Annotated in this window: 25 protein-coding genes; 6 read left to right on the top strand and 19 right to left on the bottom strand. The window is 40.3% G+C overall.

What is annotated here, in order from left to right:
- Positions 1-100: 100 nt before the first annotated feature.
- Genes B1C82_RS00940 through B1C82_RS00920 form a run of 5 tightly spaced genes read right to left on the bottom strand, consistent with a single transcriptional unit; the run spans position 101 to position 3,997 of the window.
- Positions 101-523 carry an SRPBCC family protein gene (locus B1C82_RS00940; protein WP_086445741.1) on the bottom strand — a complete coding sequence of 141 codons (423 nt, stop codon included), beginning with the start codon at positions 521-523 and terminating at the stop codon, positions 101-103.
- A gap of 15 nt (positions 524-538) precedes the next feature.
- Complete coding sequence (locus B1C82_RS00935; RefSeq protein WP_086445740.1) at positions 539-1,351, bottom strand: SDR family oxidoreductase; 813 nt, start codon at positions 1,349-1,351, stop codon at positions 539-541.
- Positions 1,352-1,401: 50 nt separating this feature from the next.
- Positions 1,402-2,688 carry an NAD(P)/FAD-dependent oxidoreductase gene (locus B1C82_RS00930; protein WP_086445739.1) on the bottom strand — a complete coding sequence of 429 codons (1,287 nt, stop codon included), beginning with the start codon at positions 2,686-2,688 and terminating at the stop codon, positions 1,402-1,404.
- On the bottom strand, positions 2,681-3,196 hold the full coding sequence (locus B1C82_RS00925; protein WP_086445738.1) for a low molecular weight protein-tyrosine-phosphatase: 516 nt from the start codon (positions 3,194-3,196) through the stop codon (positions 2,681-2,683). Before B1C82_RS00925 ends, B1C82_RS00930 begins: the two co-directional genes overlap by 8 nt.
- Before the next feature lie 12 nt (positions 3,197-3,208).
- Positions 3,209-3,997, bottom strand: coding sequence for an SDR family NAD(P)-dependent oxidoreductase (locus B1C82_RS00920; protein ID WP_086445737.1), 789 nt, complete (start codon positions 3,995-3,997; stop codon positions 3,209-3,211).
- A 112-nt stretch (positions 3,998-4,109) separates the two neighbouring features.
- Between B1C82_RS00920 and B1C82_RS00915 the strand changes: the two genes are divergently transcribed.
- Entirely contained in the window at positions 4,110-5,132 is a 1,023-nt protein-coding gene (locus B1C82_RS00915; protein WP_086445736.1) for a GGDEF domain-containing protein, read from the top strand.
- On the opposite strand, the gene B1C82_RS00910 is transcribed toward B1C82_RS00915, so the two are convergent.
- The 4 genes from B1C82_RS00910 to B1C82_RS00895 form a co-directional block, all read right to left on the bottom strand.
- Entirely contained in the window at positions 5,133-5,531 is a 399-nt protein-coding gene (locus tag B1C82_RS00910; protein WP_086445735.1) for a cyclic nucleotide-binding domain-containing protein, read from the bottom strand.
- Between the two features lie 416 nt (positions 5,532-5,947).
- A complete protein-coding gene (locus B1C82_RS00905; RefSeq protein ID WP_086445734.1) occupies positions 5,948-6,553 on the bottom strand; it encodes an NADPH-dependent FMN reductase in 606 nt (201 codons plus the stop codon).
- 106 nt (positions 6,554-6,659) lie between these two features.
- Positions 6,660-7,361 (bottom strand): ParB/RepB/Spo0J family partition protein, encoded by a 702-nt coding sequence (locus tag B1C82_RS00900; protein WP_086445733.1) that lies wholly within the window; start codon positions 7,359-7,361, stop codon positions 6,660-6,662.
- Positions 7,345-8,271, bottom strand: coding sequence for a ParA family protein (locus tag B1C82_RS00895; protein ID WP_086445732.1), 927 nt, complete (start codon positions 8,269-8,271; stop codon positions 7,345-7,347). Before B1C82_RS00895 ends, B1C82_RS00900 begins: the two co-directional genes overlap by 17 nt.
- A 186-nt stretch (positions 8,272-8,457) precedes the next feature.
- Between B1C82_RS00895 and B1C82_RS00890 the strand changes: the two genes are divergently transcribed.
- The 5 genes from B1C82_RS00890 (at position 8,458) to B1C82_RS00870 (ending at position 12,782) form a co-directional block, all read left to right on the top strand.
- Positions 8,458-9,552, top strand: coding sequence for a putative porin (locus B1C82_RS00890; protein ID WP_086445731.1), 1,095 nt, complete (start codon positions 8,458-8,460; stop codon positions 9,550-9,552).
- A 19-nt stretch (positions 9,553-9,571) separates the two neighbouring features.
- The gene (hemH, locus tag B1C82_RS00885; protein ID WP_086445730.1) at positions 9,572-10,678 is read left to right on the top strand and encodes a ferrochelatase; all 1,107 of its coding nucleotides are present in this window, start codon (positions 9,572-9,574) and stop codon (positions 10,676-10,678) included.
- Positions 10,679-10,745: 67 nt separating this feature from the next.
- Positions 10,746-11,102 (top strand): YciI family protein, encoded by a 357-nt coding sequence (locus B1C82_RS00880; protein ID WP_086445729.1) that lies wholly within the window; start codon positions 10,746-10,748, stop codon positions 11,100-11,102.
- Positions 11,103-11,128: 26 nt separating this feature from the next.
- On the top strand, positions 11,129-12,361 hold the full coding sequence (locus tag B1C82_RS00875) for an RNA polymerase sigma factor (protein WP_086445728.1): 1,233 nt from the start codon (positions 11,129-11,131) through the stop codon (positions 12,359-12,361).
- Positions 12,362-12,365: 4 nt separating this feature from the next.
- Positions 12,366-12,782, top strand: a complete 417-nt coding sequence (locus B1C82_RS00870) for an SRPBCC family protein (RefSeq protein ID WP_086445727.1) — start codon at positions 12,366-12,368, stop codon at positions 12,780-12,782.
- Here B1C82_RS00870 and hemG read toward each other — a convergent pair whose 3' ends face one another.
- From hemG to B1C82_RS00820, 10 genes are all read right to left on the bottom strand, one after another.
- Positions 12,783-14,087: a protoporphyrinogen oxidase gene (gene hemG / locus B1C82_RS00865; protein WP_086445726.1), complete on the bottom strand. Its 1,305-nt coding sequence runs from the start codon at positions 14,085-14,087 to the stop codon at positions 12,783-12,785.
- An 81-nt stretch (positions 14,088-14,168) separates the two neighbouring features.
- Positions 14,169-15,134 (bottom strand): LA_0442/LA_0875 N-terminal domain-containing protein, encoded by a 966-nt coding sequence (locus tag B1C82_RS00860; RefSeq protein WP_086445725.1) that lies wholly within the window; start codon positions 15,132-15,134, stop codon positions 14,169-14,171.
- 123 nt (positions 15,135-15,257) lie between these two features.
- Positions 15,258-16,607: an oxygen-independent coproporphyrinogen III oxidase gene (gene hemN, locus B1C82_RS00855; protein ID WP_086445724.1), complete on the bottom strand. Its 1,350-nt coding sequence runs from the start codon at positions 16,605-16,607 to the stop codon at positions 15,258-15,260.
- Complete coding sequence (locus B1C82_RS00850; protein WP_086445723.1) at positions 16,604-17,626, bottom strand: uroporphyrinogen decarboxylase family protein; 1,023 nt, start codon at positions 17,624-17,626, stop codon at positions 16,604-16,606. Before B1C82_RS00850 ends, hemN begins: the two co-directional genes overlap by 4 nt.
- Positions 17,619-18,311, bottom strand: a complete 693-nt coding sequence (locus tag B1C82_RS00845) for a response regulator transcription factor (protein WP_086445722.1) — start codon at positions 18,309-18,311, stop codon at positions 17,619-17,621. Before B1C82_RS00845 ends, B1C82_RS00850 begins: the two co-directional genes overlap by 8 nt.
- Positions 18,308-19,237, bottom strand: coding sequence for a sensor histidine kinase (locus B1C82_RS00840; protein ID WP_086445721.1), 930 nt, complete (start codon positions 19,235-19,237; stop codon positions 18,308-18,310). The genes B1C82_RS00845 and B1C82_RS00840 overlap by 4 nt, the downstream gene beginning before the upstream one ends.
- On the bottom strand, positions 19,234-20,529 hold the full coding sequence (gene hemL / locus B1C82_RS00835) for a glutamate-1-semialdehyde 2,1-aminomutase (RefSeq protein ID WP_086445720.1): 1,296 nt from the start codon (positions 20,527-20,529) through the stop codon (positions 19,234-19,236). The genes B1C82_RS00840 and hemL overlap by 4 nt, the downstream gene beginning before the upstream one ends.
- Positions 20,529-21,494 (bottom strand): porphobilinogen synthase, encoded by a 966-nt coding sequence (hemB, locus tag B1C82_RS00830; RefSeq protein WP_086445719.1) that lies wholly within the window; start codon positions 21,492-21,494, stop codon positions 20,529-20,531. Before hemB ends, hemL begins: the two co-directional genes overlap by 1 nt.
- On the bottom strand, positions 21,491-23,053 hold the full coding sequence (locus B1C82_RS00825; RefSeq protein ID WP_086445718.1) for a hydroxymethylbilane synthase: 1,563 nt from the start codon (positions 23,051-23,053) through the stop codon (positions 21,491-21,493). Before B1C82_RS00825 ends, hemB begins: the two co-directional genes overlap by 4 nt.
- Positions 23,038-23,925 carry a glutamyl-tRNA reductase gene (locus B1C82_RS00820; RefSeq protein ID WP_086445717.1) on the bottom strand — a complete coding sequence of 296 codons (888 nt, stop codon included), beginning with the start codon at positions 23,923-23,925 and terminating at the stop codon, positions 23,038-23,040. The genes B1C82_RS00825 and B1C82_RS00820 overlap by 16 nt, the downstream gene beginning before the upstream one ends.
- Between the last annotated feature and the right edge of the window lie 84 nt (positions 23,926-24,009).

Genomic DNA, 24,009 nt, shown 5'->3' with positions numbered 1-24,009 from the left:
CCGCGAACACCCTATAATTGGGGCTCTAATGTCATCTTTTTTTAAGGACCCGAGAGTTCAAGCGGAAAGTAAAAACATAATCCGACACTAAAGAGATACTTTAGTTCTTCCTTAGATATTGCAGTAAATGCATACTTTCTTCGTCCCAACCTTCAGAAGCGGCTTCGACCCAATGATCGAATTTTTCTCCCATGGGATATCCTGAGTTGGTAAGCTTCAGTAAAGTGGTATCATCTCCATCTTTCTCGAACTCTAGTTTAAGTTCTATATCACCGGCAGGATGGTCTTGCCATTGCAGTATCAATTCCTGAAAAGGAACAATCTTTTTATAAATACCTGTAGAAGTAAGTTCTCCCTCGGGACCTAAGTTCCAAGTCCAAGAAAAAGTTCCGCCTAGTTTGGGGCGCCCAGTTACCTTATCTGCCAACCAATGGATCAACTCCTCATTGACAGTTACAGCGCTCCAAACTTTTTCCAAAGGAAAATCATATTTGAATTCTTTAATAATGCTTCTAGTTTCCATATAGACTTTAGTCCTTTAATGAAAGTCCTTATAAAGTTTTTTATATAATACCTTTTCCAAAAAAGAAGGAGAGATATTTCTCATCCATTTCATAAAGAAGCCGCTCTTATCCATTACCACAAGTCTTGAGTTTGGATCTTCGATAGAACGAATCATTTTTTCGGCAACTTCTTCCGGAGTTTTACTTTTGCCTGAATAATGGGATTCTCCCAATATCTGACCGTCCCCATCTATACCATTCGCTCTTAGTTTGGTTTTGGTATATGGTGGGCAGAATATAATGAATCTAAGACCTTCTTCCGAAAGTTCAATACGGGCAGATTCCATAACAGCATGTAACGCAGATTTGGAAGAAGAATAAGCGCTTCTCGCAGGAACTCCATACAAACCGCTCACGGTGGATGTAACCATGACTGCTCCTTTATTCTTTTTCAAAAAAGGGAGAAGTCTCATTGTTAGAAATACAGGACCGAAAAAGTTCACATCAAACGCCTTTCGGAAAGCCTCTATCTGGGTTTGATCAAATCTAGAATGCGCTGTTATGCCTGCGTTATTAAAAAGAACGTCAATGCCATCGACAAGTTTCGCCAGCTTAGAAACCGCTTTGTTGATTTCTTTTTCCGAAGAAAGATCTGCCTGAATATGAAATATTTCCGCAGGCCGCTTTTCCTTCTTCTTAGAAATTTTACGAATAAGCTCCGGTTCAGATCTAGAAAGATTGATAATCTTACAAGGAATCCGGGAAAAACTTTCTAATAAAGCTTCTCCTATCCCGGAAGAGCCTCCAGTAATTACGATTGTTTTGCCTTTCCAAAGATCAGTCCGCATCGAGCTTATTCTTTTATTATGTACGACCTATTCAAGGATTATTTTCAGCATTAATTCGTGGAAGAAGACCCGTTGGAGCTGGAATCAATTTCGTCCTGAATCAACCTTGCTTCTGCGCGAAATGTAATATAAGACCAAACCCAAGTAATAAAGATAGAGATCTTATTCTTAAATCCCACCTGATAGAAAATGTGGATGAATAGCCAAACTACCCATCCGAAAAATCCTCTCAGCCTGAAATTTCCAACCTGAGCAACTGCATCTTGTCTTCCGATAGTCGCCATACTTCCCTTGTCCAAATAATGGAAAGGTTTTCTTTTTTTGGATTTTAGATCGCCTCTGATAAGAGCAGCAACGTATCTACCTTGTTGCATCGCGACAGGAGAAACACCAGGCAACGGCTTTTCTAAACCTTTGGAATAATTTGCAATATCACCAATCACAAAAACCTCAGGATGACCTTCTACATTACAGAACTCGTCCACCATAACTCTTCCCATTCTATCTGTAGGAACTCCTAAAGTGGCTCCGATAGAATTTGCCTGAACACCAGCGGCCCAGATCACGGTAGAAGAAGGGATCGTTCTTCCTTCTAACTTTACTCCGTTCTGATCTATTTCTAGGACTTTGGTGCCTGTTAAAACTTCCACTCCCCTTTTCTCTAAACGGATCTTAGCAAATTCACTCAACTTAGGAGCAAATGCAGCGAGAAGTCGCGGAGAAGCTTCTATCAAAGTGATCTTTGCTAAAGCAGGGTCTATCGTATGGAATTCGTTTCGAACAATCTCATGAGAAAGTTCCGCAATGGAGCCCGCAAGTTCCACTCCTGTGGGACCTCCACCGATGATCACATAATTCAAATGTTTTTTGGCAACTTCAGGATCTCCTGCAAGTTCTGCCTGCTCGAAAGAAGTGAGGATTTTAGTGCGAATTGAAAGTGCATCCTTTAAGGACTTTAATCCTATTGAATATTTTTTCCAATGATCGTTTCCAAAATAGCCTGATTTAGCACCGGCAGCCAATATTAGATAATCATAATCTTCTGAATGGCCCTGGAAGGTGACTTTTTTAGCCTGAATGTCCACCTTCTCTACTTCTCCCAGATAAACTGTTACGTTCTTTTTATCGCCGATTAGAGACCTGGTGGGGATTGCGATGTCCGCAGGGCTTAGTACTGCAGTGGCTACTTGATATAATAGCGGTTGGAACAAATGGTGATTTTTTTTATCGATTGCGATAATTTCCAAATCTTCTTCTTTGGATAATTTTTTTATCGCCTGTAATCCGCCGAAACCTACTCCGATTACTACTACTTTCTTTTTTTCACCCTTAGGCATTCTTTACTCCATTTTTACTTAAGACGTACTCCAGAAATCCTTCCGAAGCTTCCGAAACGATCTGGTGGACTTCCTCGAAGTCCTTTAAAGTTCCATAATATGGATCGGGAACTTCGGATTCTTTTCCCTGTCCCTTTTGGAACTTTCTGAACAAATGAATTTTTTTTCTTTCTTCTTCATTCGAGGCGAGTATTCCCAGATCCTTATTATTGGATCTGTCCATGGCTAAAATAAAATCGTAATATTCAAAATCGGACTTTTTAAATTGTCTCGCCTTATGAGTGAGCTCTATTCCCTTTTTGCGAGCGGTCTGTCTTGCCCTCGGATCGGCCAATTCGCCTATATGATAACGAGAAGTTCCGCAGGAATCCACCTCGAAGAGAGAAGAAAGCCCTTTCTTCTCCAGTAGATCCACGAATGCGCCTTCAGCAGCAGGAGATCTGCAAATATTCCCCAAACATACGAAGAGAACCTTGTAGAAATTTGAAGAGTCTGGAGTTCCTTCCATATCAAAAAACCTTTATCTAGGTCCGATCTTCTCCCACAAAAATTCCGGAAGTGATCTCATCAGAACTCCGATCAATGCCCAAGGGAACCAAGGAACAGTAGCAGATCGAACTCCTGACTCTATCCTATTGTAAATTTTTTTAGCACCTTTTTCTACGGAAACAAGAAAAGGACGGGTTTCCAACTTTTGATTGATTGGAGTATCTATAAATCCTGGATGAATGACTGTTACCTTTATGCCGAATTTTCTAACTTCTCCCCTTAACGCTTCTAGATAAGTAGAAACTGCTGCCTTAGAAGTAGAATAACTTGCTGAACCCGGAAGTCCTCTAAAAGAAGCGACGGAAGAAATTCCTACGATCTGGCCTCCTTTCTGTTCTCTAAAGGTCGGTTGTAAAGCAGAGATGCCCGCCATAAGCCCGATCAAATTTGTATCGATAACCTTCTTGTCCGCTTCAAAACTTTTTTGGCCGAAAGAAGAATTGGTAGAAATCCCAGCGTTCGCAATGAACAGATCTACTCCTCCAAGCTCCTTCGCAAGTTTAGGAAGAATTTTAAAGTTATCTGCTGATTCGGAAACATCTAAGGAAGCTAAGATAACTTTGCCTCCTTTATTGAAGGAACGGATCTCTTTCGCTAGATCTTCTAAAACATTCTTCCTTCTGGAGGTAATCGCTAGGTCGTGACCCGCCTTTCCGTATAATAGAGCAAGCTCTCTGCCGATACCTGAGCTAGCTCCAGTGATAATAACTTTTTTCTTATGAGGACCTTTGGACATAAATGAAACCGCCAAGTAATTCATTAAATTGGTTTACCCCTAGGCGGGAAAAGAATTATTTTACCAGTATTCCATAACAAACTTGAAAGTTAAGAGTTCCTATCAAGGACCTTGGACTATTAACCCCCGAACCAAAATGCGAAATCTACAAGAAGAACTAAAAGAAAAAAACGAGGAAATCCAAAAACTCAAGGAACTACTGGAACTCTACGAAAGAGTTTCCAAGCTGGGTGAAGTAGAATTACTCACTGCAGAACAAACCCTTAACGCCCACGAAACTACTGCCAATCTAGCCAGAAACGAACTCATTGAAATGAGGGACAGGTTCAAGGGATTGGGCCAGGTCAACTCAGAAAGAAAAACAGCAATCTTAGAAATCGTAAACGATAAGGAAGCTCCACTTCCTAGCCTCGCTCATAAATTCGAAGAGATGGGAAAGAAGGACGATTATTTCTACTCCGACTTCTTCAGGATCATCGCAAACCTAGACCTCCCTGAATCCGAAGCAAGGTCCCTTTGGAAAGAGATCTATGCGCATGCAGAGGGTTTAAGCAAACAATTGGGCAGAAGTATGAACTTCGTAGTCGCCCTACTCGATTATATTTATTTAAAAAACCGACTCATCGAAAACCCTAAGATCGTGGATATATATTCCTTCGAAGAGATTATTCTAAACGCGGTCATAGACGAAGGTACGGGGATCTATAATAGAAGATATTTTAATCTGGTCCTAAACAAAGAGATAACAAGAAGTAAAAGATATAAAAGAAGTTTCTGCCTATTCCTATTCGACTTGGACAATTTTAAAAAGATCAATGATGCTAAAGGGCACTCTTTCGGGGACGATATCTTAAAACTGGTGGCAGGAACTCTAATGTATGCATTCAGAACGGAAGATATTAGCTGCCGAGTCGGAGGAGAAGAATTTGCTGTTATTCTTCCGGAAACCGGCAAAGAAAACGCTCGAGTTGCTATCGAAAGATTCAGGACCTATCTAAGAAACTCCTCCAAAAACGACTTCGGGATAGAAGTTACAGTATCCGGAGGAGTTGCAGAATATCCGACAGACGAAGATGAAAGTAACAGATTATACTCACTTGCAGACGCAAAACTTTACGAAGCAAAAGCAGCCGGCAAGGATCGTATTACCTATACCTGATCAGTTATCTTCTATCTGATATTCGATCTCTTTCGTAGTAATTTCGTTCAGTTTAGAGATCAATAGTTCATTCGTATTCGCCAAACGATCTGCCAAAATCCTCACCATCTTAGCAGCAAACTCAGGGTTCGCAAGAAGGTATCTTTCCAATTGTTGTTTGGATTCCACCGCAACCATTTCGGTATCCATAACCGCTCTCGCAGTCGCAGTTCTTGGCTTGGCCCTAAACAAAGCCATCTCACCGAAAAAATCTCCCTTCTTCATCAAGGCTAAACGAGTGGCTGAGTTTTTATGAGTAAAAAATATTTCAACAGTCCCAGAGGTGATGATATACATCGAGTTATTCAACTCGCCTTCTCTGAAAATAATTTGGCCGGCCTGGATATTAATTTTATTCATGAATTCCTAACTTTCGATTTAAACCGAAACATCTAAAGATCCGGTCCGTCTTATCTGACTTCGAAACTTTGCGTTTCCTAACTGACGGATCAGGGATCCGACAGCCCTCAGAGTATATCATCGGGTCAGAAAAGACAATCTTTGAGCCAATTCCGGGGTGAAGGAACTCCCCTCCCCCACTCAATTCTGCAAGAGGGACTTGCTAGATTCAGTACAAATTGGCGCTGGGCCTCGGTGGGATTATGTCTCATTAAAAAAAGATAACTTGGAGTATGGGGGGCGGCCCCACTCGCTATCGCTCGGGTCGCGCTGCTTCGATTTCGCTATCGCTCATCCGGGCTTCGCCCGGACTATAAAGATCTACGCATCGCTGCCGCTTAGTATCTCTGTGACCTCAGTGGTCTCTGTGCGAACCCTTAAGACATCCCGTTCTTAAATCTAGGATCCTGAACAACACCTGATTCTCGGATCTCAGAAAGAGCATCTGCGTAAGCAACTAAGATCTTAAGAGCAAACGCACTTCTCTCTCTGATAAAACTATCTTCCGGAGAAACAGGCTCTCCTCCGTTGATCAAATGTTCCACATCCCGAAAGATCAATTGTTCAGGGATATAACAAATCTTGGTATTCTTATAGCTGCTCGCTCTCATTTCGTTTATCGGAAAAGCGCCGCCTCTGCCAGAAGAAACAGAAACAAGAAGACCTGGCTTATGACCCAACTGAACTAATCCAGCATGAAGGAAGAAATTTTTAATAGCAGGACTTGCCATACCACCATACTCAGGAGTAATAATAATAAAACCTTCCGAACTTTTCAGGTTTTCATCAACAGGCTTCCAGATGTTAGTCCAAACCTGATTATCTCCTGTCTGAGTAGAATCATAAAGAGGAAGAGGATTTTTCCCGAGATCCAATGTCCAAGTGTCCACGGACATTTCTTTTAATTTAGAATTTAAAAATTCCCCAACTTTAGAGGATTGAGATACTTTTTGTTGGGAGCCAACTATGATTCCAATTTTCATTCTATTCCTTTATAAGAAACCGAGTGCGGACAAAAAATCCGCTTAAACAGTAGCATGAGAACAGAATCAGAAGCCTCTGCTTTTCTCCAACGAGAAAAAAATCGTATTAGCTCATTCCGTACTTTTTCTTTAGATTAGAAAGTTCTCTTAAAAATGATTCTCTATTCTTAACCGTTAGAAGTTTAAGATCCAGGGTAACCCTTTCGCCGGGCTTACGGGGTGAAATCGTTTCACCCCCCCGTCCTTCTTTCTTTTTTAGCAGGGTTTCCAGATTTTTGACGGAAAGATCACTTCCGCTTTTGAGCAATTCTGAAACAGATTTTTGGTCTAGCCTTGCAATGGAGCTTAACTGTTTAACATATCTTTCCGTATAACCTAAGATCTTGCCGACTTCTTCTGCGGTTTTTTTTCTTTCTTTACGCAGGAACTGTATTGCTCTTCCTACTTCCCAAGGATTTAAACTTTTGCGTTTTTCGTTCTCAGCTAATGCAATCTCATAACATCTATCTTCTGAAGCTTCAGTTTCTACAACCGGTATCGATTTCCAGCCGATGAGTTTAGCAGCCTGGAATCTTCTTTCTCCAGCTACGATCTGAAACTTCTTACCTAATTTACGAACAACGATTGGTTCGATCAGACCCAAACGTTTCATAGATTCCACAAGATCGCTCACATCTTCTTTTCCAAAAACTCTAGGTTGTTCTGGATTGGTGATAATATCAGAAAGAAGAATTTCCTTTTTAAGGGATTCATCTCCGCCGAAAGCTGTTAATAAATCTAGCCCCGCAAAATCAGATCTTTTTGCCATTTGCTCTCCTCATTACTTCTTCCGCCAAGGTGGAAAACATTTGCATCGCTTTTGGATCATATTCAGATAAAAGTTTACGTTTCGCTTGCGATTGAGGAATCGCTTCTCTTCTATACACTACGGAATCAAAGACCGGGAAATATTTCCGAACAGTTTCAGCAAGTCCAGACAGGGCCCTTGAATCCTCATATTGATTTAAAACCGCACCCAAAAGACCAAGCCCAGGATTTGCTTTTTTGCGGATCTTCTCTATTGTGCCGTGAAGGTCTTTCAAACCTTGCACACTAAAAGCACGAGTTTGGATTGGAACCAAAACAAGATCAGCTGCGATCAAGGCATTCTCCAAGATCAAACCCAGAGAAGGAGGACAATCTATAATAATATATTCGTAAGAAGACCGGATCGGCAACAAAGCCTCTTTCAAAAGATCAAAATCATCTCTTTCATACGGTGTAGTAAAATTTGCCAAATGAATAGATGAAGGAACTAGATCCAATCCCGGCGCAAGGTTAACAATAATTTCTGAAATATCTACTTTAGATTCTTCTTTATAACCCAAAGAATGAAATACTGATTTATCTGCCTGGCCTACATATAGCTGAGTGATATTTGCCTGAGCATCCCAATCTAGAAGTAAAACTTTTTTGCCCGCCTTCGCCAATGCTTCTGCAAGACAAATAGAAACTGTGGTTTTTCCTTCTCCACCTTTCTGATTTGAGACAGCGATAATCACAGATTCATAGGAATGTTTTGTTTTTTTAGAAAAGTACTTATCTAAAACTTCAGTCTTATACTTACCCTTATTGTCTTTGGGCAAGGACCATTTTTTTGCCTTCTCCAGAAACTCATCTTCCGAGCTTAAAACATACTCGGAGAGGACTTCATCTACACTTAAAACTCTGGCTTTCACTTCAAACCTTGACCCTGATTATAGATCCTCTTTAAGACCGAATTTGTCAACAAAACCTATGTCTCATATAGGTTTATAAGCTAAAAAACCGAATTGAAACGATAGGGTAGGGGAGAATGTTAAGGTCTCTTCTCGGAAAAGGAATTCACAGGGGATGAAATCATTTCACCCCTATTCTAGGATGAAATGAAAATTCAGATTCGAACTATAATCTTACTATTCTGCCTATTTGCCACTGGCAATATACTTGCCCAAGAGCCCGAATCTCCCAAGGAGATAAGACCAGAAACAAATCTCTCCGGACTCACGCCCCCCCAATCCAAAATCCAAACATATATATCCGAACTAATGACAAGAAGTTCCATTACTGGGATCTTTGGAGAGAATGGGGGCCAACACATTTTCGAGTCCGGCACTAAGTTCCCAAATCTTTCGGGATTAAAAGCAGGTTCCAGGATCACCTATAACAGAGAATTCGAATACGGAGGGATCGGCTTAAAACACTGGTGGGAAACTTGGGAGATCAACCTGGAATATAGGAGTAATTTTAGGAACCAAAGGACAGGAGAGGGGAGAGATGAGGACTTCCTTCTTGGCAGCGTAAGCAGGGAGAAGGGAACAAAGATCGATTTCGCTAATACAAGTTTTTACGATACCCCTTATACATTCACAGGCACACAAAACTTTGCGGATGGAAGAGGAAAGCTGAAAATGAAAGATGATCGGATAGGATTCCTTGGCAGAAAATATTTCGGCGGAGCAAATCCAGATCCCAGAAAACCGGGTTCAGGCGTCTACCTTACAGGCGGCGCTTATTATACATTCTACAAATATTATCTATATGATGTGATGCAATGGATTGCAACCTCACCAGTGACATATGGGCCTATCGGGATCGGACTCAGTTATTCCATTTCAACTTGGGAAGTTCCATTCGGGTTCGGCTATAGATATTCCAATGGGACTTGGATGTTAGAAGCAAGCCTTTCCGGAAATATATGGTATTCACATTTCAGGGATTATCATTACCAAAGAAATTTAAACTTCATCGGAGATTCTTCCGGTTTCGGAGTAGAAACGAATTTAGGTGCAGGATATATTCTACCTTCTTGGCTATTTTTCGTAAAATTAACAGAACATAGACTGTACGGAGAAGGAAGTTTTCAAACCCAAGGCGGCTTAAATAGAGAGGATATCATCTCCAATTATTCTGGAAGATATAGAAATTACCTAAGCACGAAACAATTCTCCTTGGAATTTCAGGTCAGTCATTTTTTATAAGAACTTAAGAGAGAGATTTTTGAAAAATAAACTTTTACTCATCAACTTGGGCGGGCCAAGAAGCACCGAAGAAATCCCAAAATTTTTAAAGGACCTATTCGAAGACCCATTAGTATTCGATCTTCCTCTTCCCGAATTCCTACGGATCAGACTCGCCAGAAAAATCGCAGAGACTAGAGCCAAAAAAGTAGAAGAAACATATGCATCCATGGGATTTGGAGGAGGCTCCCCTCTTGTCTCGGAAACTGAAAAACAAGCTGAAGGTTTAAAAAAACTTTTAGAGGAGTCCGGAGAAAAATGGGAAGTCAAGACTGCAATGTGCTGCGGATATCCGGACATCAGAGAGCTTCCTTCTGAATGGACAGATCCTAAAGAAGGAGTTGTGCTACTTCCTCTATTCCCTCATTTTTCCAGATCAACAGTTCTTTCTACAGCAATGCTCCTGGAAAAACAGATCGGCTATTGCCCCGCATCTAATCCGCTTTGGGTGAGACCATTCTCAGGCAGAAAAGAATATTTAGATTCTATCCGAGACTTGATCCTAGATTTTTTCCAAGGTAAACTTTCTGAAAAAGATTTTCTTCATATCAAACAAAAACCGATCCCAGATTGGCAAAATCTAGATATAGTTTTCAGCGCACATGGGATTCCACTTCGCTTAATTAAAAAGGGCGATATATATACAAAAGAAATCGAAGAGAATGTAAAAGGTCTCACTTCACTTCTGAGAGAAAAAGGTTATAAAGGACAAATACATTTATCATACCAGAGTAGGGTAGGCCCAAGTAAGTGGACCACTCCAAACACCTTAGATAAGATCCAAGAATTAGGACAAAAGGGAACTAAAAGAATCGCTGTTTATCCGATCAGCTTCATAAGTGATCACCTAGAAACATTAGAAGAGATCGGAGTTCAGATCAGAGACCATGCGTTCCAAAATGGGGTCTCCGAATATTATAGAATTCCGGCACCTGGAACTTATCCTGCCTTCTTAGAAGCTTTGGCAAAGTTTGTATTTGAAGCCAAGTATTCTGCACAAAAAGGCGGACTTTCTAGTTGTATCTGCAAAACGGCAGGCGGATGGGATCCCAAGAAAGAAAAAGTAGCCTGCGATTGTTTTTCCTGAATCTTCTGTCCAATTTCTAAAAACTCAATTGATCTAGAGATAAAATCATCTTCCATAGGAGAGAAATATGGACGAATACTTAATCTTAATGCGATTGGACCTCATCACCAAGGACGCACAACCTTCTCCAGAACAAATGCAAGTATACATGAAAATGTATCAGGACTGGGTGGGAGGGATAGCCGCTCAAAATAAATTCGTAGGCGGCACAGGACTATCGACCGAAGGAAAAGTTATCAAGTCCGGGCAAATCATCACAGACGGACCATTTGCGGAGACAAAAGAATCCATAGCAGGCTTCATTACCATTAAAGCCGAAAATTTTGAAGACGCTGTAAGTATCGCAAAAGAATGCCCCATTTTAAAAGGCGAGGGGAATAGCGTAGAAGTGAGAAAAATTGCAGACGTAGATAATACACGTTAACCGAAATATCTTCTTGTGTAAATTTTATGCAAAGTTCGGAGATATTGCCTCATTTATTCAGAACTGAATACACTAAAATTGTTTCCGTTCTTTGCAAACATATTGGTTTCGAAAGATTAGAAATCGCCGAAGAGATCGCAAGTGAAACTTTCTTAACGGCAACTGAGACCTGGGGAATTAAGGGAAATCCAGAAAACCCGACCACCTGGCTGTATGCAGTCGCTAAAAATAAGGCTAAAAATTATCTGCAAAGAAATTCGATCTTCCAAAATAAGATCCTTCCGGAACTCACGAAGCCTCAATCTGAATCATTAAATCCTGAGATAGACCTTTCCCCAGAAAATATATACGATAGCCAACTCAGCATGATGTTTGCAGTATGTCACCCTTCAATCTCTGCGGAGGCACAAATAGGGCTTTCACTTAGGATATTATGCGGCTTCGGGATACAGGAAATAGCCGATGCCTTCTTAACAAATAAAGAGACGATCAATAAAAGACTGTTTAGAGCCAAAGAAAAATTAAGGGAAGAAAAGATACTCATACAATATCCGACACAGGAAGAATTAGAAGATAGATTGGAACCAGTGCTCTCAACGATCTATCTTCTATTTAATGAAGGATACTATTCCATCAGCCAAAACAAAACTTTACGAAAAGATCTTTGCTTAGAAGCAATCCGTCTTTGCAGTATGCTTGTCGAAAATCAGCTCACAAATACACCGCAAGTATATGCGCTGTTGTCCTTGATGTGCTTTCACATATCTAGATTTGAAGCGAGGCAAGATGCTAATGGAGAACAAATCTTATACCAAGATCAGGACACAAATTTTTGGAATTATGATCTGATCTCTAAGGGAGAAATTTTTCTAAACAAAGCAGCGAGTGGGACCAAGCTTACAAAATACCATTTGGAAGCAGGAATTGCTTATTGGCATACACAGAAGGAAGATACGAAAGAAAAATGGGAAAATATTTTGCAGTTATACAATCGTCTACTTCAATTACAATATTCTCCCATCACTGCTTTAAACAGAACATACGCCCTTTCTAAGGCAAATGGAAAAGAAGAAGCAATCCTCGAAGCAGAAAAATTAGATCTAAAAGAAAATCATTTTTACTTTGCTCTTTTAGGAGAGTTGTATTTTGATATAAATAGATCTAAGTCAGAATCTCATTTTCGCAAAGCTCTTTCACTTGCAAAAACTTCTCACGACAAGATAAGTATCCAGAAAAAAATCGATCAATTCTCGAAGTAAACAAATGTTAAAGACAAAAAATACAAAACATATTAGCATTACGATCCCCGTTACTCAAAAGACAGCTTACGAATATCTTTCAGAACCTAAAAATTTTCCAGAATGGGCATCTGGCTTATGCAAATCTATCTCCCCATTAAAAAATGGAGATTGGTCCATTGACTCTCCAATGGGCAAATTGACTGCAAGATTCACAGATAAAAACCAATATGGCATCTTGGATCATTATGTAATTTTTAACCCAGAAAATATATCTTATAACCCTCTAAGAATCATAGAAAATGGAGAGGGGAGTGAACTAATTTTTACATTATTCCAAACTGAAGGAATGACCTCCGAAAAATTCGAAGAGGATTCCAATTGGATCAAAAAAGATTTGGAAGAGCTAAAAGAAATTTTAATGAAAAAATTTGCCAGCTAATCAGGTTGAAACATCAGGATTATACAAATAGAAGGCCCGCTCCAGGATGGATTTTAAACCGATCCCGTTTCTAAAATTGCCTTCTACCCTTACTTCAGGAGGAAGAATCCGATCCAAGTCCCGATTGAATGCGTAAAGTTGCGGCCCATACACAGGAAGTGCATCTTTCCAAACAGTCACATAGTGATTCAATGGGATCCCACTTTCGGGAAATAGTTTTTTGCGATCCTCTTCCACTACTGAAATGATATCCTCTTCCGTTTTGGAAGAAATTTCCCGATCGCCTGCGCCGCCCATAATAAAAGTTTCCGAATGTATTCCCTCAGAAGTTCTACCGGAGAAAATAAAATCGTTAAATAAAATTCCTCTGGATCTGATTCCTAATTCGGAAGAAAAACTTTTATGATCTTTGGGGAATAATACTCCAAATCCCTTTTTTCCATTTAGAATAGAATCTTTTCCAAATCGGGTGACACTTACTATAGGCAAGGTGTCCAACATTCCTTGGTAGGACTTGAATTCCTTATATTCGGATTTTAAAAGTTTTAATGCGGTTCCAAGATTAGTCGCTATAGTGATCTTCGATTTCGGATAAGTCGCTCTTAACTCTTTTAAGCTAGAAATGTCCTGATTATATTTGATTTTTCCCTGAGAAGAAACTCTCGCTTCTAAAGCTCCGAGTAAAGTCCCGATACCGCCTCTAAAACTTACGGTTCCTCTTCTTCCTGGAAGAAGTTTTGGTTTTCCCTTTTTTAAATTTCTAAGATGCAGAATATTTTTCCAAAGAGGAGCCTGTTCCGGTAAAAATTTTCCAAGCACAAGCTCTGCAGACATAGCATCTAAATCACCTGCATAAATTCCGCCTAATGCAGGTTCTAAAATTTTACTTAGAGTTTTTTCCCCCAATACTCTTTTGCCCCATTTATAAATGGATTCACCAGGAAGGGGTTGAGCAGGTACAGTTAAAACCGAAAATGCAAGAGAGGCTATTTCCGGAATAGAAAGAGGCATTCTTCTCATCTTTCCGTCTGAAAAAATATAACGTTTTTTAGATGCAGGGTTTGAAAGTAGGATATCCAACCCTAAACGAGAAGCAAGACTTTCTAACTCCCAACAATTTAAGATTCCATTAGCCGCTCGTTCTACAATCCCGTATTCGGTTCGCACAGAGCGGATCAGGCCTCCTGAACTTTCCTTTTTTTCTAATATTAGTACGGACTCACCTTTCTCTAAAGAAAGGAATGCATGCAGAAGGCCAGTAAAGCCTGCGCCGATTATTATATGATCAGGAACCCATTTCGCCACAGATACAAAGTAATGGAATGGAAACTATTGGCAATAAAATCCTAGATTTTCTTTTAAAAGGGAGAAAAGTTTTTATCAAGATCAGAAATCTAATCTGTAACCCATTGTGTATTTTGTTTCCATCCCAGAGAAGGTTCCGTTGCTGGAAAACCCACTTCCTGCTCCAACACTAGATGGCATTGCAGATATTACCATTCCCTTGCTTTGGCCGTCTGAGAACTGAACGACCGATTTGACAGAATTTGCAAAAATATAAGAATCAATTAGGTTTAAAAGATAAATCCCGCCTAACACATATAAGGCGCCTTGGTATTCATTGAAGTTTTTATCTGCTTCTTCTCTTTTTAACTGAACCTGACTAGATTGATTCGCTAAATAAGCATCAATTGGAGATAAAGACGGAGTAGCAGCAGCTTGAGCCTGACCAATCGCTGCAAGAGTAAGGCTTTCTCTTGTATACGGATTTCCGAGATCTCCATATTCTTTTACGGAAGTTCTATACACCCTAAACTTATCGTAAGCGACAAATGCCGCTGCTGCAAATAGGGTAGGGTAGAGAAGTGACTGGAACTTTCTATCAGTATAATATTGACCCCAGCCTGGCACGACTGCAGATCTCATGAGTGCATTTAGCGGACGTTTTGCCTCTTGTTTACGAAGTTCTTCCAAACGGCGGGCTTCTTCTTCCGCTGCTGCTTGTTTTTTCAGATCTTCTTCTTTTTGTTTTTCTTCTTCCAGATGTCTCTCGGCAGCTTCTTTGTCTTCTTGTTCCTTTTTTTCTGAAGCAAGCTTATCTTCTTCCTCTTTACGGATCTTTTCCTCTTCGTCGTCGTTTACATCTTGGAAAAGTATTTTAAGGATTAGGTCTTTATCTACTTTACGTTTTCCTGATTCTGTTTGGAGAAGAACAGAATGTTGGTTTTGAGTTATGATATCCCCTTTTACTTTTCCACCTTCTCTCAACAGAACAGTAACAGGAAAGATGCCGACAGGGGCAAAAACGATCAATAGGATCGGAATAATTTTTTTTAAATGCAAAGATAACATTTCAAAACGAAAAAGTGTTACACCACTAAAGTCCCCAAAATATTGGACGAAAAGAAATTAATTTCCAGATGCGTCCCCCAAGGGAAGAAACAGCTATTGGACCCAAATATTTCAGAAAGAGAGTCAAATAGACTGAGAAAATACCTTGGTTTCAGGACTTTTTCTTCTCAAACGCATGTCCAGACCTGTGCATGCATTCCTTAAGAAAGGTTTTCCTAGTTCAGTTAAGACAAGGGTTTTTCCTTTCCATTCTATTAAATTATCGTCTTCCATACTGGCCAAATAGAGGCGAACCTCTTCAAAAATCGGATCAGGAACCTCTACTTTTCCAAGAGTAGAAAGTTTTAGAATGAGTTCTCTTTGGAGCAGATCTTCAGAATTCAATTTATGTCCCCTGAGTATAGCCTGCCCATTTTCCGAAATTCTTCTTTGGTACTTTTTCAATATCTTTTCGTTCTGATAGAAACAATCCCAACTATCTGAAATTGCAGACACACCTAAACCTAAAAGTAGGTCAGTGGACTTGGTTGTATAACCCATAAAATTTCGATGAAGATTCCCATTCTGGTAAGCAGTGTATAAGGAATCGGACTCTAACGCAAAATGGTCCATTCCAATTTCTTTATATCCTGCCCTTAAGAAAAGCTCTCTTCCAATCTCATAGAGTTCTCTTTTCTCTTCTCCCTTTGGAAGATCATCTTCAGTGAATAATCTTTGTGCAGCTTTGATCCAAGGAACATGAGCATAACTGTAGAATGCGATACGATCCGGTCTAAGTTCCAAAGTTTTCCGGATTGTTTCCTTCATACTCTCTTTGGTTTGTTTTGGAAGTCCATAGATCAAATCGAAGTTTACCGAATCATATCCTAATTTGCGAGACCCTTGCGTAATCGCTTCAGTCAATTCGTAAGGCTGGATACGATTTACTAATCTTTGTACTTCAGGATCGAAGTCCTGGACGCCTAAACTGATCCTTCTAAATCCGTATTTTGCTAATACTTCTAGTTGAGTAAGTCTAGTCCTCCTTGGGTCTACTTCTAAGGAGAATTCCGGAGAATCAGACACATTCCAAGAATCTAAAATAGGCTTTAAAAGACTTTCTAAATTGGCTTCAGAAAGGTAAGTAGGGGAGCCACCGCCTAAATGCAATTCTCTCAGTTCACGCTTAGTGAGCTCGGGAAGTTCTTCCTGATATTTTTTGAATTCTTGCAGAACTGTTTCTACATAAGGATCTTCTACAGAATGGTTCTTAGTAATAGAAGTATTACATCCGCAGAAAGAACAAAGAGTCTCACAAAATGGAATATGAAGGTACAATGCTACAGAAGAATCATCCGGAACCAATCTTCTACGAAGCGCATCTATCCATTCTTCTCTAGTTGGATTGTCTTCCCAATAGGGCACAGTTGGATAACTAGTGTATCTAGGTGCCGGGACATCGTATTTTCTAATTAAATCAGATTTGAAGCTCATACGAATGCCTCACGTATCTTACTGACGAAAGTTCTAATATTCGCTTCCGGAGTTTTAGGCAGAACCCCGTGCCCTAAACCGCAAACCCATCCTGCTCTTTTTTCAGGAGCCAGATCCAAAAACGGACGGATCCAACGATTTAAATATTCCTTAAATTCTCCAGGTTCCATAAATAATAATGCCTGATCAAAATTTCCCTGCACAAAATGAGAACCATTCCCTAAAAATTCCACGATATCCGTTCTATGGTCCATCCCGAATCCAGTCAGACCGGAAATTCCCCTAAGCGATTTCAAAGAACCTGGGGCAAGATTTTTAGCATAATAACCTATCTTACCGGGAAAAGCCTCTACTAAAACTTTGATGGTAGGTAATATCGCTTCTTGGAAGAATGCAGGGGAAGCGTCTCCGGCAGCAGTATCAAAAATCATTACAATCTCCGCACCACCTTCCAATTGTAAGCGGATATTTTCTTTCAATAACGCAAGAATCTTCTCGTAAAAACCTTCTCTTAACTTTGGAGAAATCTTAGGAAGTATTAGATTTCCATCATGTTTTCCCTGAGTTGCATAACAGAACAGAGTCCATGGCCCGCCCACGAAACCTATTAAAGACTTATCTTTTGAAATCCTCTTTCTGGTGCGAATCACAGCCTCTCTCTGAAATCCCATAAATTCTACTGCTTGTTCCAATGGGTAAAACTTATTCAGATCTTCCAATGTGGAAAGATGCCAGCCTAGTTTTGGACCTTCATCTCCGAAACGTAATCCCATCCCAAATGCTTCTAATGGAAAAAGAATATCAGAAAATAAAATCGCAGTATCAAAATCAAAGTCATCCACAGGCCCAAAAGCAACCTCTGCTGCAAGTTCGGGGACCTTACATAATTCTTCGAAAGAATGTTTTTTTCTTAAATTTTGATAATGCCAATGATAACGGCCCGCCTGGCGCATCATCCAGATCGGAGGAGTTGCCTGAGGTTCTAATTTAAGTGCTGCTTGGAATCTAGCATTAGACATTTTTTAAGTCTCCGATCCATTGGTAGCCGACTCCTCTTACGGAACGGATCGCATCGTCGCCTCTATCTCCGAAGGCTTGGCGTAATCTAACAATGGAATTATCTATAGTTCTATTTGTAGGGAATTTTTCCTCTCCCCAAAGGCGGTCTAAGATCTCATCTCGGCTAATTGTTCTCCCTCTTTCTTCTACTAAAAAGTTTAAGAGAGCACAGTCTCTCTTGGAAAGATGGATTTCTTCTTTGGATGGTGTAAGAATACAATATCCGTAAAAATCCAGAAGATAACCTTCATAAGAATATTTAGCCTGTTTTATGGAATGTTTATGAGATTCTAATACGTGTTTTACCCTAATCAACAATTCCTTTAAGTGAAATGGTTTAGGTATAAATTCTTCTGCACCTAACTCAAACCCTCTCAAACGTTCTGGCGCTCCAGAATGTGCAGTTAAAAATAAAAATGGAGGGCAATCTTTTCTAGATTTCAATTCTTCAGCTAACTCAAATCCGTCTCCGTCGGGTAGACGAACATCTAAAAGAATAAGATCAGGCTTAGATTCTGCGGCTAAAACTTTTGCGGATTGAGCAGAAACGGTCCAAACCATTTCGTACCCTTCTTTTTCCAAACGTTCCTTTAAAGTTTCACCTAAAGAGCGATCATCTTCTACCAATAATAATTTTGCTTTCATACGCTGTTCCTCCGTTGAGAGGAATAGGAGGGTAGAATAAGCTCTGCTAAAAATCCTCCAGACTCAGAATTTTGGACGGAAAAATTTCCTCCCATCATCCCAGCCAATTTTTCCGCAATATACAATCCAACGCCCGTTCCGCTTGTGCTTGTATGTCTTAAGAATAATCTTCCCAATAATTTAAAATCACCAGAAAAACCTTTTCCATTGTCTTCGAATTTGAACTTAATCTTATTTCCGGAAACAGGCTCTGAAAGAATTTTTACCTTTGTAGCCCTTCCATGTTGTACGGAGTTTTCCAAAAGATTTCTAAAAATACTTTCGAGTGCTCTTCTGTCCGCCAACACTTTGGTTTCTTTCCATTCTGTCTGAATGTCCAACTCGGACCATTCTTCTCTTAGACTTTCTTCCCAATCCTGGAGATCCAACTCTTCTAAATATAATCCTTCCGCTCTCATAAGACTCGCAAGATACAGAGCCTTGTTCATCTGAGATTCTATTCTATCTGAGTCCTTGAGCAATCTGTGAAGAAGCTTGTCTTTTCCCGCATCCACACCCTCTTCAAGCAAGCTCTCCGCTTGTAATCTAAGACTTGCTAAAGGTGTTTTCATTTCGTGAGTAACTGTGGAGAAAAAATCGTGAATGAGTTTGTTCCTTTTTTCTTCTCGTAAGGTAAGCAAAATCAAGGTTGCTCCACCGCTCACCAATAAAAACAAGAAGAAGGTTCCTTCCATCTTAATCATGGAACTTTGTCTTTCTAATTTTTCTAAAAAATCAATATCGATCTGAGATCCAAGGCGAGAAGCAAGTTCAGTCGCCATTCTATTTTGCCTTAATCCCAAAAAAAGCCACCAGACACCGAGAGACACCGTGGTCAAAACCCAGATTACTGATAAAACAATCTTTTTAGAATCGAAGACCTTCATACTTTCAATTTTTTTAATGCGGAATCCGCTTTCTCCAATGTTTCAGAAAGTATTTTATCTGAATGAGCATAGCTTAAAAAACCAACCTCGTAACCGGAAGGGGCCAGATAAATTCCTTCATCAAGAAGAGCATGGAAAACCTTTGCAAATCCCTCCTTATGGCCCGCTGGAATTTTGTCCACAGTGCGAATAGGGGAGGGGGATTTCTTATGGAACCAAAACAAAGAGGAATGAACGCTGGAATCCCAATCTCCAGCCGGATCCCTTTCCCTTAAAATAGAGACCATTCCGGAAACAAAAGACTTGGTGCGGTTTTCCAAAACATTCCACACATTATCTTTTTCACATTTTCTTAATGTAGCAAGACCGGCTCTCATTCCAAAAGGACTAGCGCTTAATGTACCTGCCTGGTAAACAGGTCCCTGAGGAGCAACCAAATCTAAAAGTTCAGCTTTCCCGGCATAAGCACCAACTGGGAATCCACCGCCGATAATCTTTCCGTAAGTAACAAGATCAGGCGATATTCCTAACTCTCCGCTCATTCCTGTTAATCCGACTCTAAATCCGCTGATCACCTCATCAAAGAGCACAAGGCTTCCGTACTTTCTGGCGATCTCTACGATCTTGGATAAATATTCTTTTCTTTGTATTAATAAACCGTAATTCGCAGGCAAAGGTTCTATAACTAATGCAGCGATATTTTTACCTTCCTTTGCAAAAAGTTCTTCGACCGCCTTCTCGTCATCCAAAGGAAGAACTAAAGTATTCTTAATTAGTTCTGAACCAATTCCGGCGCTATCAGAAGAAGATTCACCTGCAAGCCCTGAACCAGCTTTTACAAGCAATGCATCCAAATGACCATGATAACATCCGTCGAATTTCAGGATCTTATCCCTGCCTGTAGCAGCACGAGCCACACGTAATGCGCTCATTACTGCCTCGGTCCCGCTATTCACGAATCTGATCTTTTCCACCCAAGGGATTTTTGACACAACCCATTCTGCAAGTTCCAATGAATAAGGTTCTGCCGCTCCGAAACTCCAAGCAAGTTCTGCAGTTTCGTTCACGATTTTTTGGACATCTTCGTCTCTATGACCCAAGATCAAGGGACCAAAACTTAAACAATAATCTATATAGTCTTTTCCGGAAACATCCGTAAGTGTTGCACCTTTTCCGGATTGGAAGAATACAGGATCTCCTCCTACAGAACGAAAGGATCTAACGGGCGAATGTACGCCACCCGGTGCTACTTTTTTTGCTCTTTCAAAAAGTTCCTTAGAACTTGGAAACATCAGCCTAAAATCTCCTTTCCTCGTCTTGCAGCATAAGTGATCAGATAAGAAGCACCCGCTCTAGAGAACACCTGCCAGGTTTCCCTAAGTGCATCCTCAAATTTGCAAAATCCATTTTCTGCGAGCATTGCAATAGATGCATATTCTCCACTTACTTGGTAAGCACCCACAGGCAATCCAGTTTGTTCTTTGATTGGTAAGATCAGATCAATAGAAGTCATACCCGGCTTGACCATTAAAAGGTCAGCTCCTTCTTCCGTGTCTCTGACAGAAGAAAGAATAGAATCCTCTCTGTTTCTTACATCGATTTGGTAAGAAGAGCGGTCCCCATGACCTGGGGCAGATTCTGCTGCTTCTCTAAATGGACCGTAAAAATGACTCTTGAATTTTGTAGAATAACTCATGATCGGAACATGTTGGAAACCATTAGAGTCCAAAATATTTCTGTGACTCCTTATTCTTCCATCCATCATATCAGAAGGAGAGATACCGTCCGCACCTGACTCTGCATAACAAAGAGCTAGCTCCGAAAGTCTTTTGACAGAACTTATATTATCTATTCTACCTTTCGGATCCAAAAGTCCACAATGGCCATGAGTCGTCAAAGAACAAAGACAAGTATCCACCCAAAGAAAAGCCTCAGGAAATTTGGATTTAATATTACCAATTACGTTTTTATAAAATGATCTCGGAATAGAATCATCCGACTTTTTCTCAGGCACCAGAAACAAAAGAAAATGTTCCACCCCATCCTTCAGATCCGATTCGATCTGAGATAAAATGGAATCCTGGCTATCACGAAAAACTCCAGGTAAGGAAGACATTTTTTCTGGAGATTTCAGGCTTTCGGTCACAAAGATCGGCTGGACCAGTTTTTTAGGATTCAAACTCTCCGAAGACACCAAATTTCTGAGCGGAGCATTGAGTCGATTTCTCCTCAGGCCCAACAAACTCTCGGAACTCATAAAGCACCTCTTTTTGTAAGAAAATCCGGAGCTTCGCCCTTGCAGGCTCTTTCCCAGGATTCAAAATTAGGGAATGCAAAAATTTTTGCAGAATCACCTAATGTTTTTCTAATATATTTATACGTAGCTCCGGTCCCGCAAGAATGGATGCGAGATCCTATTTCCGGATTTTTTTTATAAGCTCTATCAAATTGTGAAGCACTCATCCAGAAGAAGTGGGAATATTCAGAAAGATCAGGCTGTTCTGAATCAAAATCCACTTTGTAGGTCACGAATCTTTTCCAAACACCTTCTATGATATCGCTTTCTTCATGAGTGAGTTTGATAAAGTCTGGGTTGGATTCATAAAAACTTACGATTTCTTTTGCGTCTTCTTCGCCCAAGCCGTCAGTGGAACCATTCACCCAAATATCTCTGGACGCTAATTTTTCCCAGGTCTTTGCACCTGCTACGATATAGATTGTTTCAGGTCCCGGTAATTCCCAATCCTTTGGCAAAGAATCTGCACGAGATACAAACCAAAACTTTTCCTTAGGAACAGAAGCCTGCACGGAAGAACGTTGCATTCTGAAACCTTGTCTTGGTTTTGGGAATATAAGATCTAAAGAAGAAGGGATTGGCAATTCTTCTCCATTCCAACGGTCGAAAGCATCCAACTCTGAACCTGAGTCAGTTTTACCTCGGACAAACAGAAAATCAGCAGGCCCACCAAGAATCACGGAAACTCCGATCTTTTGGTGACAACCTCCGCCAAAGTAAGAGAGAATTTTCCTCTCTTCCAAAACTGCTGCTTCCTCCTTTTGATTCACAAGTGGAAGCAAAAGTTTTTTTGTCTTCTCATCACCTTTTCGGATCTCCGCAGCTAGTGCACCTTGTGCTGGAGCATTCGGATTTTTTGATAAAGGAAGGACCATAAACAGTTCATTCGAAATTGCTGATCTAATTTCTTTTCTAACTTCTGAATATTCTTCATCCGAAGAAAAAGAAAAGTTTTCCGCAAGGAGTCGATCTATCGCAGCTTTTGCAACTACGAGTCCGGAAACTTCTGGATCGGACTTCCATTTACGAAGTCTGGTCTGCACATTTCCTCTTACAGGATGAAAACTGATCGGTAAATTTTGAAGACGAGAGGGGAGTGCGCTCGGAAGAAATGCAGAAAGATTATATTCTCTTCTTGGACTAGAAGAATGGATCTTGATTTCTTTAGGAGGATTTTCGTAAGAAGATCTTTTAAATAGTAAAACATCCCTTTGGTCTGCACGAGGAAGCACCATTAAAATTTCAGTGCCGTCATGACCTTCTATATCCAAATCCTTAAAGGAGTGAACAACTACATCCACATTTCCTTGGACAAGTTCCTTTGTTAAGTCTTGAGTGAATACACCTCTACTCCCCATTTTCCAAAGTGGGGTAGTCAGATCTTGATCGCCGCTTGCTTCCTTGAAAAAAAGTTGGAGCTCCAACTCAGGATACAATTTACGCAATCGATCTTGTACGAGGCAGGTCTGTAATTTTGCGAGGGAACTTTTTCGGGAACCGATTCTTAAAACGTCGGACAAGGTAGGTCATCCCAACCGAATACAAATTGATGAGCTTCCAGTTCTCTTTCTTCCAAAAGTTCATCTAAAACGGATTTTAATTCTTCCTTTACTTTTCTAGTTCTCTCTTCTGTTTCTTTCAAGGAAGAAAGCATTTCTGCAAAGGAAATATATACGATATCTGAAGGCCAAGATTCTTCTAAAGGATCTTCTCTAAAATCTAAGACCAGATTTCCCGGAGCCAATTTGTCCATCCAAGCAGAGCAGTCCATAGGTGCAGCGATCACCCAAGCCTCTCCATTTGGAGTCCAGTCTTCCATCAGATGAGAAGAAGCGCCGGAAACAGAAGATAAAAATTCCAAACGATTTGGATTACGTCCTACGATCTTAGTTTTTCTATTAGAATGAGAAAGCCAAGGTAGGATTTTTTCAGCAAGCTGACCTGTTCCAAAAAGTACAATTTCCTTAGGAGGATTTAAGGCTTCAGATAAATATTTATCAGCCAAACCGCCGTAAGATTGTTCACCTAAATTTTGCAAATATCCGGAGCGAAGAGTTCTGCAGTCTTCGATCAGATTGTCTCTAAGTTTTGCCAGATAATCTCCGAAAGCAAGATCAGGTAATTCTTGGAATCTTTGTTTGAACTGAGAGAGAACTTCTGTTTCTCCGAATAATTTGGATTTTAGGCCTGAGATAATTTCGAGCAGAAGTCTATACGCTTCATAACCGGATTTACTTTCCCAATGAGAAGGAAGATTTTCCGGATGAGGATGGATCCTTGAATCTGAGACAAGAACAGTGCGCATACAAGTCTTCCAAGAAAACGCGTCAGGCAGAGCTAATAAATCCCTGTCGGAAGATTCAGAGTGAAAAACTTGTAATGTGGACCACATCTATCTTCGATCATACCTAATTCAGGGCCTTATTTGTCAAAATACTGTCAGAGAGATCCGAAAAATATTCCTCTTGCATGTGTT

It is taken from the genome of Leptospira venezuelensis (assembly GCF_002150035.1).
In the GTDB taxonomy this organism is placed as follows: Bacteria; Spirochaetota; Leptospiria; order Leptospirales; family Leptospiraceae; genus Leptospira_B; species Leptospira_B venezuelensis.
This window is presented reverse-complemented; position numbering and strand designations above follow the sequence as displayed.

Bases quoted from the DNA above. Each gene is read 5' to 3' on its own strand.
- B1C82_RS00940 (WP_086445741.1), bottom strand. From the start codon at position 523: ATGGAAACTAGAAGCATTATTAAAGAATTCAAATATGATTTTCCTTTG.
- B1C82_RS00935 (WP_086445740.1), bottom strand. From the start codon at position 1,351: ATGCGGACTGATCTTTGGAAAGGCAAAACAATCGTAATTACTGGAGGC.
- B1C82_RS00930 (WP_086445739.1), bottom strand. From the start codon at position 2,688: ATGCCTAAGGGTGAAAAAAAGAAAGTAGTAGTAATCGGAGTAGGTTTC.
- B1C82_RS00925 (WP_086445738.1), bottom strand. From the start codon at position 3,196: ATGGAAGGAACTCCAGACTCTTCAAATTTCTACAAGGTTCTCTTCGTA.
- B1C82_RS00920 (WP_086445737.1), bottom strand. From the start codon at position 3,997: ATGAATTACTTGGCGGTTTCATTTATGTCCAAAGGTCCTCATAAGAAA.
- B1C82_RS00915 (WP_086445736.1), top strand. From the start codon at position 4,110: ATGCGAAATCTACAAGAAGAACTAAAAGAAAAAAACGAGGAAATCCAA.
- B1C82_RS00910 (WP_086445735.1), bottom strand. From the start codon at position 5,531: ATGAATAAAATTAATATCCAGGCCGGCCAAATTATTTTCAGAGAAGGC.
- B1C82_RS00905 (WP_086445734.1), bottom strand. From the start codon at position 6,553: ATGAAAATTGGAATCATAGTTGGCTCCCAACAAAAAGTATCTCAATCC.
- B1C82_RS00900 (WP_086445733.1), bottom strand. From the start codon at position 7,361: ATGGCAAAAAGATCTGATTTTGCGGGGCTAGATTTATTAACAGCTTTC.
- B1C82_RS00890 (WP_086445731.1), top strand. From the start codon at position 8,458: ATGAAAATTCAGATTCGAACTATAATCTTACTATTCTGCCTATTTGCC.
- B1C82_RS00880 (WP_086445729.1), top strand. From the start codon at position 10,746: ATGGACGAATACTTAATCTTAATGCGATTGGACCTCATCACCAAGGAC.
- B1C82_RS00875 (WP_086445728.1), top strand. From the start codon at position 11,129: ATGCAAAGTTCGGAGATATTGCCTCATTTATTCAGAACTGAATACACT.
- B1C82_RS00870 (WP_086445727.1), top strand. From the start codon at position 12,366: ATGTTAAAGACAAAAAATACAAAACATATTAGCATTACGATCCCCGTT.
- B1C82_RS00860 (WP_086445725.1), bottom strand. From the start codon at position 15,134: ATGTTATCTTTGCATTTAAAAAAAATTATTCCGATCCTATTGATCGTT.
- hemN (WP_086445724.1), bottom strand. From the start codon at position 16,607: ATGAGCTTCAAATCTGATTTAATTAGAAAATACGATGTCCCGGCACCT.
- B1C82_RS00850 (WP_086445723.1), bottom strand. From the start codon at position 17,626: ATGTCTAATGCTAGATTCCAAGCAGCACTTAAATTAGAACCTCAGGCA.
- B1C82_RS00845 (WP_086445722.1), bottom strand. From the start codon at position 18,311: ATGAAAGCAAAATTATTATTGGTAGAAGATGATCGCTCTTTAGGTGAA.
- B1C82_RS00840 (WP_086445721.1), bottom strand. From the start codon at position 19,237: ATGAAGGTCTTCGATTCTAAAAAGATTGTTTTATCAGTAATCTGGGTT.
- hemL (WP_086445720.1), bottom strand. From the start codon at position 20,529: ATGTTTCCAAGTTCTAAGGAACTTTTTGAAAGAGCAAAAAAAGTAGCA.
- hemB (WP_086445719.1), bottom strand. From the start codon at position 21,494: ATGAGTTCCGAGAGTTTGTTGGGCCTGAGGAGAAATCGACTCAATGCT.
- B1C82_RS00820 (WP_086445717.1), bottom strand. From the start codon at position 23,925: ATGTGGTCCACATTACAAGTTTTTCACTCTGAATCTTCCGACAGGGAT.